The following is a 10,292-nucleotide window of genomic DNA, read 5'->3' as shown; positions in this document are numbered from 1 at the left end:
GCGGCCGCCGACACCGCGTCGGGACTCGTTCCCGGCGAACCGTGCGCACGCGCCGCGGACGTCGCCTCGCGCGCGGGCGCATCGGTCTCCGCGTGTCGCATCGACGGCCTCATCGCCACGATCGAGGTCTCGATCGGCGTCGGCCCCCTGGACGCGCGGGCGCGCGCCCGCGCGGGCCCGCCGCCCGGCGCCGGGTGACGCGCCGGACCGCAACCGCTCCCAGCGTGCTCTTGACAACGCGGTGTGTATGGTGTGCAACGAAGAAAGGACCCCACGTGGCACAGGGCAAGAAGCTCGTCATCGTCGAGTCGCCGACGAAGATGCGCTCGATCCAGGGATACCTGGGTGACGGATACGAGGTCATGAGTTCGGTCGGGCACATCCGCGACCTCGCCGACAAGAAGGACATCCCGGCGGATCTGAAGAAGACCTCCGTCGGCAAGTACTCCATCGACATCGAGAACGACTTCACTCCTCTTTATGTGGAGAGCGACCGCGGCAAGAAGACGGTCGCCGAGCTCAAGCGCGCCCTGAAGAACGCCGACGAACTCCTGCTCGCCACCGATGAGGACCGCGAGGGCGAAGCCATCGCGTGGCACCTGCTCGAGACCCTGAAGCCCAAGGTCCCCGTCAAGCGCATGGTCTTCCACGAGATCACGAAGGACGCGATCCAGGCCGCGGTGAAGAACACCCGCGAGCTCGATCACGCCCTCGTCGACGCGCAGGAGACGCGGCGCATCCTCGACCGCCTCTACGGCTGGGACGTCTCGGACGTCACACGCCGCAAGGTGGGTCAGGGCACGAGCGCCGGGCGCGTGCAGTCCGCCGCGACCCGCATGGTGGTCGAGCGCGAGCGCGAGCGCATGGCGTTCGTGTCCGCCTCGTACTGGGACGTCGACTCGACCGCCGTGAAGGGCTCGGACTCGTTCGCGATCCGCCTCGCCCGCCTCGACGGCGCCCCGCTGGCGCGCGGCACCGACTTCGACGACACCGGTGCGCTGAAGAAGGCCGTCGTCGTCCTCAGCGAGGACCAGGCGCGCGAGCTGGCCGCAGCGCTCGAGGCGTCGGGCGCGGCATCCGTCGTCAGCGTCGAGGCAAAGCCCGGCACCCGCAGCCCCAAGCCCCCGTTCACGACCTCGACCCTCCAGCAGGAGGCCGGTCGCAAGCTCTCGATGAGCGCCAAGCACGCCATGGGCGTCGCGCAGCGGCTCTACGAGAAGGGGTACATCACCTATATGCGTACCGACTCGACCGCCCTGTCGGCCCAGGCGGTCACCGCGGCGCGCACGCAGGCCGTCGCGCTGTACGGCGACAAGGCCGTGCCCGCCAATCCCCGCAGCTACCGCAACAACGCGAAGAACGCGCAGGAGGCGCACGAGGCGATCCGTCCTTCGGGCGAGCACTTCCGCACGCCCAAGGAGGTCACCTCCGGCCTCGACCGCGACGAGCTGCGCCTGTACGACCTGATCTGGAAGCGCACCGTCGCCAGCCAGATGGCCGACGCGAAGTATGAGACGACGACCGTCGCGATCGACGCGGATGCCGCCGGTCGCACCGCGACGTTCACGGCATCCGGCACCGTCTACACGTTCAAGGGCTTCCTCGACGCGTACGAGGAGGGCCGCGACGAGAAGCGCCACGACAACGACCGCACCGACGACCAGTCGCTGCCGGCGCTCGCCGTCGGCGACGCACTGCGGCTGACCGACGTCGAGCCGAAGGGGCACGCGACGAGCCCCAAGCCCCGCTACACCGAGGCGTCGCTCGTCAAGGCGCTCGAGGAGCGCGGCATCGGCCGTCCCTCGACCTTCGCGAGCATCATCGACGTCATCCTCGACCGCGGCTACGTGTCCAAGCGCGGCCAGGCCCTCGTCCCCAGCTGGCTCGCGTTCAGCATCGTGCGGCTGCTCGAGGAGCACTTCGCCGATCTCGTCGACTACGACTTCACCGCCGCGCTCGAGGACGACCTCGACGCGATCGCCCGGGGCGAGCAGAACCGCGCCGCCTGGCTGCGCGAGTTCTACTTCGGCTCCGAGGACCACGTCGGCCTCCGCAACATCGTCGACAACCTGGGCGACATCGACGCGCGCGAGATCAACTCCACCAGGATCGGCGACGTCGCGGTGCTCCGCTTCGGCCGCTACGGTCCGTACCTCGAGGTCCCGGGCGACGACCCCGAGACGCCGCGGCGCATCAACGTCCCCGACGACCTCGCCCCCGACGAGCTCACGCCCGAGAAGGCGCAGGAGCTCATCGAGGCGCCCGTCGGCGGCGACCGTGTCCTCGGGCAGAACCCCGAGAACGGCCGCGACGTCGTCATCAAGGACGGTCGTTTCGGGCCCTACCTCGAAGAGGTGCTCCCCGAGGAGGAGGCGCCGGCCGAGGACGCGAAGCCCAAGCGCGGCGCGAAGAAGGCCGTGGCACCCAAGCCCAAGCGCGCCTCGCTGTTCAAGAGCATGTCGCCCGAGACGATCGACCTCGCGACCGCGCTGAAGCTCCTGTCGCTGCCGCGCGAAGTGGGTGTCGACCCCGAGTCCGGCACCGTCATCACTGCCCAGAACGGTCCGTACGGTCCGTACATCAAGAAGGGCACCGACTCGCGCAGCATCGCGAGCGAGGACATGATCTTCGACATCACGCTCGAGCAGGCCCTCGAGATCTACTCGCAGCCGAAGTACGCCAACCGCGCCGCGACCTCGCTGAAGGAGTTCGAGGCCGACCCGGTCAGTGGCAAGCCGATCCGCATCAAGGACGGCCGTTTCGGGGCCTACGTCACCGACGGCACGACCAACGTGACGATCCCGCGCGGTCAGACGCCCGACGACATCACCTTCGAGGTCGCCGTGCAGATGCTCGCCGACAAGCGGGCCAAAGGACCGGCGCCCAAGCGCACGACCCGCAAGCCCGCGGCGCGCAAGCCGGCGGCGAAGAAGAAGTGACCTCCGGGCTGTGGATCACCCTCGAGGGGGGTGACGGCTCGGGCAAGACGACGCAGGCGGCCCTGCTGGAGCAGTGGCTCCGCGAGCAGGGTCGCCGGGTCGTGCGCACGCGCGAACCCGGCGGCACCGACGTCGGCGTCCTCATCCGCGACATCGTCCTGCACCACCGCGGCGACATCGCGCCGCGCGCCGAAGCGCTCCTCTACGCCGCCGACCGCGCCCACCACGTCGCGACCCTCGTGCGGCCGGCGATCGAGCGCGGCGACGTCGTCCTCCAGGACCGCTACCTCGACAGCTCGGTCGCCTATCAGGGCGCCGGCCGCGTGCTCGACGGAGGGGAGATCCGCGACCTGTCGCTGTGGGCCACGGAGGGTGCGCTCCCCGACATCACGGTCCTGCTGGATGTCGATCCGGCGACGGCGCGCGGACGATTGGATGCCGCCGACAAGCCGTTCGACCGGCTCGAAGCCGAGAAGAGCGCGTTCCACGAGCGCGTGCGCGCGGCGTTCCTCGCGCTCGCGGAAGCCGATCCGGACCGCTTCCTCGTCGTCGACGCGACGCGGGCGATCGACGAGATCGCGGCGGAGATCCGCTCCCGCGTCGCCCCGCACCTGTCCTGAGCGTCCCCGGCACCTCGTAGGCTGAACGGCATGACCGCCTCCACCGACGTGCTCCCGTGGGGCGAGGTCTGGGGTCAGGACGAGGCCGTCGCGCAGTTGCGGTCCGCGGCATCCGACCCCTCCCAGCTGGCGCACGCGTGGCTCATCACCGGACCGCCGGGATCGGGCCGGTCGACCCTCGCGTACGCGTTCGCGGCGGCGCTCATCGCCGAGCCGGGCGACGAGAACGCGATGCGGCAGGTCATGGCGCGGACCCACCCCGACCTCGCGGCCCTCCGCACCGAGGGCGTCATCATCTCGATCAAAGAGGCGCGCTCGCTCGTCGAACGGTCCTACTTCTCGCCGTCGCTCGGGCGCTACCGGGTCATGGTCATGGAGGACGCCGACCGCATGGTCGAGCGGACGAGCAACGTCCTGCTGAAGGCCCTCGAGGAGCCGCCCGAGCAGACCGTCTGGATCCTCTGCGCGCCGAGCGACGCGGATCTGCTCCCCACGATCCGCTCGCGCGTGCGCATTCTGCGGCTGCGCGAGCCCGACGTCGCCGACGTGGCCCGGCTCATCGTCCAGCGGACGGGCGTCGATGACACCGTGGCCGAGCAGTCGGCCCGGCTCGCACAGCGCCACATCGGCATGGCGCAGCGGTTGGCGACGGATGCGGCATCCCGTGAGCGTCGCGAGCGCACCCTCCGCGCGGTGCTCCGCGTGCGCGGTGTCGGCGACGCGGTCGAGGTCGCTGCCACGATCGTGCAGTCCGCGACCGACGACGCGAAGGCGCTCACCGCGGAACGCGACGAGAGCGAGCGCGAGGCGCTGTTGCGCACGCTCGGGGTCGCTCCGGGCAGCGCCGTGCCTCCCGCCGTGCGCAGCCAGGTCAGCGCCCTCGAGGACGAGCAGAAACGGCGCGCGACCCGCAGCCTGCGCGACGGGATCGACCGGGTGCTGACCGACCTCGAGTCGCTCTACCGCGACACGCTCATGCGGCAGTTCGGCCGCGAGACCGAGCTCATCAACCGCGAGCTCACGCCCGACATCGAGGCGCTCGCGGCGGCGTGGACGCCGCAGCACACCCTGACCGTCCTCGACGCCATCGCGCTCACGCGCACCAACCTGCAGGGCAATGCCGCCCCCGCCCTGGCCCTCGAGAGCATGCTGATCACCGTCGCGACGGGGCGCGCGGCGTGATCCGCGGCGTGCTCCGCCGCGCGGCGGCCGCCGTCCTGGCGGCCGGTCTCGCGGCGATGCTCGCCGGCTGCACCCCGAGGACGCCCGTCGCCCCCGACCGCGCGCCGGTGGTCTCCGGCGCCCCCGCCGGCTTCGAGGACTATTACGGCCAGGACGTCGCGTGGGAGCAGTGCACCGGCTTCGACGACGGGGGCTACTTCTGCGGCACGATCACCGCGCCGCGCGACTGGACCGACCCCGACGCCGGCGACCTCGACCTCGCCGTCATCGTCCGCGTCGCCTCGAACGGCGAGTCGAAGGGGTCGCTGTTCGTCAACCCCGGCGGACCGGGTGCGAGCGGCGTCGACATGGTCCGGCAGTCGGCGGGTTTCGCCGTCGGGCCGAAGCTGCTGCAGTCGTACGACGTCGTCGGCTTCGATCCGCGCGGGGTCGGACGCTCCACGGCGGTGCGCTGCCTCGACGCCGCCGCGATGGACCGGTACCTCTTCGACATCCCCGCCGCCCCGCGCGGCACGCCCGAGCGCGCCGGCGAGCAGCGGCAGTCGGCCGCCGCGTTCGCCCGCGCCTGCGACGCGAACAGCGGCGGCATCCTGCCCTTCATCACCACCGAGAACGCGGCCCGCGACCTCGACCTCATGCGCGCTGTGCTCGGCGACGAGAAGCTCGCCTACCTCGGGTACTCGTACGGATCGTTCCTCGGCGCGACGTACGCGAAGCTCTTCCCGCAGAACGTCGGCCGGGTCGTCCTCGACGGCGGACTCGACCCGTCGATCCCGGGCGCGATCGTCGGCGCGCGACAGGCCGCCGGTTTCCAATCCGCGCTCGACGCCTATCTGACCTGGTGCCTCGCCGGCTCGGACTGCCCGTTCGACGGGGCGCAGGACGCGGCGCAGCAGCAGCTCGAGGACGCGCTCGCCGCCGTCGAGGCGTCCCCGCTGCCGGCCTCGGACGGGCGGATGCTGGGGGCCGATGCGCTCGTGATGGGCATCATCTCGGCGCTCTACAGCGAGGGCAGCTGGGCGACGCTCTCGTCGGCGCTCACCGCGGTCCTCGAAGGCGATCCCGACGAGATGTTCGCCCTCGTCGACCGCTACTACAACCGCTACGACGGGTCGTACCTCGACAACTCGACGGAAGCGTTCTCGGCATACAACTGCATGGACTACCCGGCCGACCCGGCCGACGTCGTCGCGGAGGCGGAGGCTCAGGTCGCCGAGGACGCGCCCACCTTCGCGCCGTACTGGAGCTCCGACGTCGACCTTTGCGACGAATGGCCCTACCCGCCGACGGGCTCACGCAGCGAGATCACCGCCGACGGGGCGGCGCCGATCCTCGTCATCGGCACCACGAACGACCCCGCGACCCCCTACGAGTGGTCGGCGGCCTTGGCCGAGCAGCTGAGCTCCGGCATCCTGATCACGCGGGTGGGGGAGGGGCACACAGGGTTCAACAAGGGGAACGCCTGCGTCGACGACACCGTCGTTGCGTACGTCGAGGACGGCGAGGTGCCCACCGGCGACGTCCGCTGCGACGCCGGATAGAGCCGCGTTCGCACCATCCCCTCGGACCCTGTAGGATCGATGATCGTGCAACGCGCGAGCGAAGCGCGCCACCTTAGCTCAGACGGCAGAGCGATTCACTCGTAATGAATAGGTCAAGGGTTCGATTCCCTTAGGTGGCTCCAGAACAGAGGACACACGGGTGACACAGGCCCTCGATGCGATTCTCGAGATCTTCTCGTGGGTGGGCTTCGGGGCTGCGGTCGTCTTCGGGATCGCCGCCGTCGTCGTGTGGGCGTCCGACGGCACTTGGCTCCCCGCGGACGCGTACCTCGACGAGGACGGTCGCACCCTGCGGTGGCTCGACGACGCCGGCGAGGTGAACGCCGCAGAGCTGTCTGCTCACGACCGCGATCACCTCGGGGCAGGCGGCACGGCGCGCATCTGGTATCGCCACGGCTGGCGCGATCGCATGCGGTTCACGAGGCGTCCGCCCGTCCTGCGACTACTGGTGGGGCTCGCGATCGGCGGCGGTGTCCTGGGCGTCGTGACGGTGCTCGCCTCGGTGGTCGTCTTCTTCCTGCGATCCTGAGATTGTTGCAAAAGCGTATATCTAGATAAGCTAGGTATATGTCCTCCGCATCGACACCCTCACGCTGGCTGCGCATCGCGCTTCCACTCGTCCTCGTGGTCATCTGGCTCGCCGGGGGATCCATCGGCGGCCCCTATTTCGGCAAGGTCGAAAAGGTCTCGACGAACGACCAGTCGACCTTCCTGCCGCAGAGCGCCGAGTCGACGCAGGTGCAGGAGCGCCTCGACGACTTCCTCGGCGGCGACGCGATCCCGGCGCTCGTCGTCTTCGAGGGCACCGGCAGCCTCGACGGCGCCGACCTCGAGGGCGTGCAGACCGTCGCCGACGAGATCGGTGCACTCGAGGGCGTCCTCGAGGTCTCGCCCGCCATCCCGTCCGAGGACGGCGGGGCGGCGCAGGTGGTCGTCTCCATCAACGCCTCGGCGGAGGTCACCGACATCGTCGGCGAGGTGCGCGAACTCGTCGCGGCGGACGCTCCCGACTCCCTGCAGGCGTGGGTCACGGGTCCGGCCGGCTTCACCGCCGACCTCGCGACCGGCTTCACCGGCATCGACGGCCTGCTGCTTCTCGTCGCGCTCGGCGCCGTGTTCGTCATCCTCGTGGTCGTCTACCGTTCGCCGCTGCTGCCGATCCTCGTGCTGCTGACCTCGGTGTTCGCGCTCTGCGTCGCCCTCCTGAGCGTGTGGTGGCTCGCGAAGGCGGGGATCGTCGTCCTCAACGGTCAGGTCCAGGGCATCCTCTTCATCCTCGTCATCGGCGCCGCGACCGACTACGCCCTGCTCTACGTCGCGCGCTTCCGGGAGGCGATCGGGGAGGGCCGCCGGAGGTGGGATGCCGCGACCGCCGCCTGGAAGGGGTCGATCGAACCCATCCTCGCCTCGGGCGGCACGGTCATCGCGGGCCTCCTCTGCCTGCTCCTGAGCGACCTCGCGAGCAACCGTGCCCTCGGCCCCATCGCCTCGATCGGCATCGCGTTCGCGATGCTGTCGGCGCTGACCTTCCTGCCCGCGCTCCTCGCGCTCGTCGGGCGCGCGGCGTTCTGGCCGTTCATCCCGAAGACCGGCATGGCGGAGCTCCCCGCCGACCTGACGCAGCCCATCCGCGGGCTGTGGGCGAAGCTCGCACGGTTCGTCGCGCGCCGCGCGCGGGTCGTCTGGATCCTCTCGACGGTCGTGCTGCTGGCGGCATCCGTCGGTGTCACCCAGCTGAAGGCGGACGGCGTCCCCGCCAGCGAACTCGTGCTGGGGGAGTCCCCAGCGCGGGACGGCGGGGTCGTGCTCGCCGAGCACTTCCCGGCGGGGTCGGGCAGCCCGCTCTACGTCATCGTGTCCGAGGGCGACGCCCCCGAGGCGGCCGAGCTCGTCGCCGGTCAGGACGGGGTCGACTCCGTCGGTGTGGTGGCCGCTGACACGCCCTCGGGGCAGGCCGCCGTCAGCGTCGAGGGCGGCGAGCTCGTCCTGGCGCCGCAGGGCCCTCCCGGGACGCCGGCCCCCGAGCCGACCGTGGACGGCGGCGACGTCATGCTCGTGGCCACCCTCTCGGACGCGGCGGACTCTCTCGAGGCCGAGCAGACGGTGCGCGAACTGCGAGCCTCCCTCGCCGACGCGCCGTTCGAGGGGATCGTCGGCGGCACCACCGCCGTCGACCTCGACACCAACGACACCTCGATCCGCGACCGGACGGTGATCATCCCCGTCATCCTCGTCGTCGTGCTGCTGATCCTCATGCTGCTGCTGCGCTCGGTGCTCGCACCGGTGCTGCTGATCCTCAGCGTCATCGTGTCGTTCGCGGCGGCGCTGGGCGTGAGCGCGCTCGTCTTCAACGACGTGTTCGGGTTCCCGGGCGGCGATCCCGCCGTGCCGCTCTACGGCTTCGTCTTCCTCGTCGCCCTCGGCATCGACTACAACATCTTCCTCATGTCGCGCGTGCGCGAGGAATCGCTGGTCCACGGGACGCGCCGCGGCATCCTCCGCGGACTCGTCGCGACGGGCGGGGTGATCACCTCGGCGGGCCTCGTGCTGGCGGCGACGTTCGCGGCGCTCGGCGTGATCCAGATCCTCTTCCTCGTCCAGCTCGCCTTCATCGTCGCCTTCGGCGTGCTGCTCGACACCTTCGTCGTCCGCTCGCTACTGGTCCCGGCCCTCGCGTACGACATCGGCCGGAAGATCTGGTGGCCCTCGAAGCTGTCCCGTGTCGATGCGGGCGACGCTTCGGCGGATGCCGCACCCGAGGAGATGACGCGCGCCGAGTACCGCCGCACGCTCGACGCGTGAGGGACGCCGTCAGTCGGCCGAGCGGCGGCGGGCGACGAGCGCGGCGACGAGGCGCCATCCCACCAGCAGCAGGAGCAGGACGGATGCCGCGACGATGACGAAGGCGACCTGCACGCCCTGACCGGAGAGGGCGCGCAGGATCATGCCGCCGACGACGGTGACCGCCCACACCGGGATGCCGGTGCGCACCACCGCGAGCGGGGCGCGCCAGGCGAGGGCCACCAGCCAGCCGGCCACGAGGGCGGAGACGAAGGGCCCCGCCGTCGTCGCGAGACCCGTGAACGGCGCCTCGGAGTGGCTGGCCCGTCCGATCGCGGCGAAGACCGTCACCAGCACGACGTCGAGGCCGAGGGCGGCGAGGATGCCTGCGGTCGAGCGGCGGTCGCGGACGGGGACGGTCATGCCGCCAGCGTAGCCGCCGCCCGCGACACGGAGATGACCGCCGGCCCCGCGCCGTCGTACCCTCGTCACATGACCCGAGCGCTGTTCATCGTCGATGTGCAGAACGATTTCACCGAGGGCGGGGCCCTGGGCGTCGACGGAGGGGATGCGGTCGCCGCAGCCATCACGTCGCACCTGAGAGCCCACGCCGCCGACTACGACCTCATCGTCGCCTCGCGCGACTGGCACGACGGCGACGGCGACAACGGCGGGCACTTCGCCGCCGAGCCCGACTTCGTCGACTCGTGGCCCGTGCACTGCGTCGCGGACACCCCGGGCGCGGATTACGACCCCGGCCTCGACACGAGCGCGGTCACGCACCACGTCAAGAAGGGGCAGGGCCGGCCCGCCTACTCGCTGTTCGAAGGCGTGACGGATGCCGGTGAGAGGGTCGCGGACCTGCTGACGGCGCACGGCGTGATCGACGTCGACGTCACCGGGATCGCGACGGATCACTGCGTCCGGGCATCCGCCCTCGACGCGATCGCGCACGGGCGACGGGTGCGCATCCTCACCGACCTCATCGCCGGCGTCGCGCCCGCCCCCAGCGAAGCCGCGCTCGCCGAACTCGCGCACGCCGGTGCCGAGCTCGCCTCGTCGACGGGCGACCGCGACGAGAGCGGCCGGTGAGCCGCCAGGCGCCCGCGGGCTGGTACCCCGACCCGGGCGAGCCGGATCAGCTGCGATGGTGGGACGGCACCGAGTGGGCGACCGACACGGTCGCCCCGCGCACGTCCGTCGCGGTC

Annotated in this window: 9 protein-coding genes, 1 tRNA gene and 1 pseudogene; 10 read left to right on the top strand and 1 reads right to left on the bottom strand. The window is 71.2% G+C overall.

Annotated elements, in window-relative coordinates; all coding sequences use genetic code 11:
• From NH287_RS14075 to NH287_RS14040, 8 genes and pseudogenes are all read left to right on the top strand, one after another.
• Positions 1 to 198 (top strand): annotated as a pseudogene (locus NH287_RS14075) (helicase); the annotation flags it as partial.
• A gap of 77 nt (positions 199 to 275) precedes the next feature.
• Positions 276 to 2,939: a type I DNA topoisomerase gene (gene topA / locus NH287_RS14070; RefSeq protein ID WP_253036113.1), complete on the top strand. Its 2,664-nt coding sequence runs from the start codon at positions 276 to 278 to the stop codon at positions 2,937 to 2,939.
• Positions 2,936 to 3,559, top strand: a complete 624-nt coding sequence (gene tmk / locus NH287_RS14065; RefSeq protein ID WP_217530906.1) for a dTMP kinase — start codon at positions 2,936 to 2,938, stop codon at positions 3,557 to 3,559. Before topA ends, tmk begins: the two co-directional genes overlap by 4 nt.
• A 30-nt stretch (positions 3,560 to 3,589) precedes the next feature.
• On the top strand, positions 3,590 to 4,741 hold the full coding sequence (locus NH287_RS14060; protein WP_217530908.1) for a DNA polymerase III subunit delta': 1,152 nt from the start codon (positions 3,590 to 3,592) through the stop codon (positions 4,739 to 4,741).
• Complete coding sequence (locus tag NH287_RS14055; RefSeq protein ID WP_253036112.1) at positions 4,738 to 6,282, top strand: alpha/beta hydrolase; 1,545 nt, start codon at positions 4,738 to 4,740, stop codon at positions 6,280 to 6,282. The genes NH287_RS14060 and NH287_RS14055 overlap by 4 nt, the downstream gene beginning before the upstream one ends.
• Positions 6,283 to 6,349: 67 nt before the next feature.
• Positions 6,350 to 6,425 (top strand) — tRNA-Thr (locus NH287_RS14050).
• Between the two features lie 17 nt (positions 6,426 to 6,442).
• Complete coding sequence (locus NH287_RS14045; RefSeq protein WP_253036111.1) at positions 6,443 to 6,832, top strand: hypothetical protein; 390 nt, start codon at positions 6,443 to 6,445, stop codon at positions 6,830 to 6,832.
• 38 nt (positions 6,833 to 6,870) lie between these two features.
• Complete coding sequence (locus NH287_RS14040; protein ID WP_253036110.1) at positions 6,871 to 9,105, top strand: efflux RND transporter permease subunit; 2,235 nt, start codon at positions 6,871 to 6,873, stop codon at positions 9,103 to 9,105.
• A gap of 9 nt (positions 9,106 to 9,114) precedes the next feature.
• On the opposite strand, the gene NH287_RS14035 is transcribed toward NH287_RS14040, so the two are convergent.
• Positions 9,115 to 9,507 (bottom strand): DUF3054 domain-containing protein, encoded by a 393-nt coding sequence (locus NH287_RS14035; protein ID WP_253036109.1) that lies wholly within the window; start codon positions 9,505 to 9,507, stop codon positions 9,115 to 9,117.
• A gap of 69 nt (positions 9,508 to 9,576) precedes the next feature.
• Here NH287_RS14035 and NH287_RS14030 point away from each other — a divergent pair, with 69 nt between their 5' ends.
• On the top strand, positions 9,577 to 10,176 hold the full coding sequence (locus tag NH287_RS14030; protein ID WP_253036108.1) for an isochorismatase family protein: 600 nt from the start codon (positions 9,577 to 9,579) through the stop codon (positions 10,174 to 10,176).
• Positions 10,173 to 10,292 (top strand): DUF2510 domain-containing protein (locus tag NH287_RS14025; RefSeq protein ID WP_253036114.1); only part of this gene is annotated, 120 nt, incomplete at its 3' end. The genes NH287_RS14030 and NH287_RS14025, both read left to right, overlap by 4 nt.

The sequence above is a fragment of the Microbacterium sp. CnD16-F genome (assembly GCF_024124465.1).
Classification (GTDB): Bacteria; Actinomycetota; Actinomycetes; order Actinomycetales; family Microbacteriaceae; genus Microbacterium; species Microbacterium gawkjiense.
The sequence above is the reverse complement of the archived record's forward strand: the minus strand, read 5'-3'. Positions and strand labels throughout refer to the sequence as shown.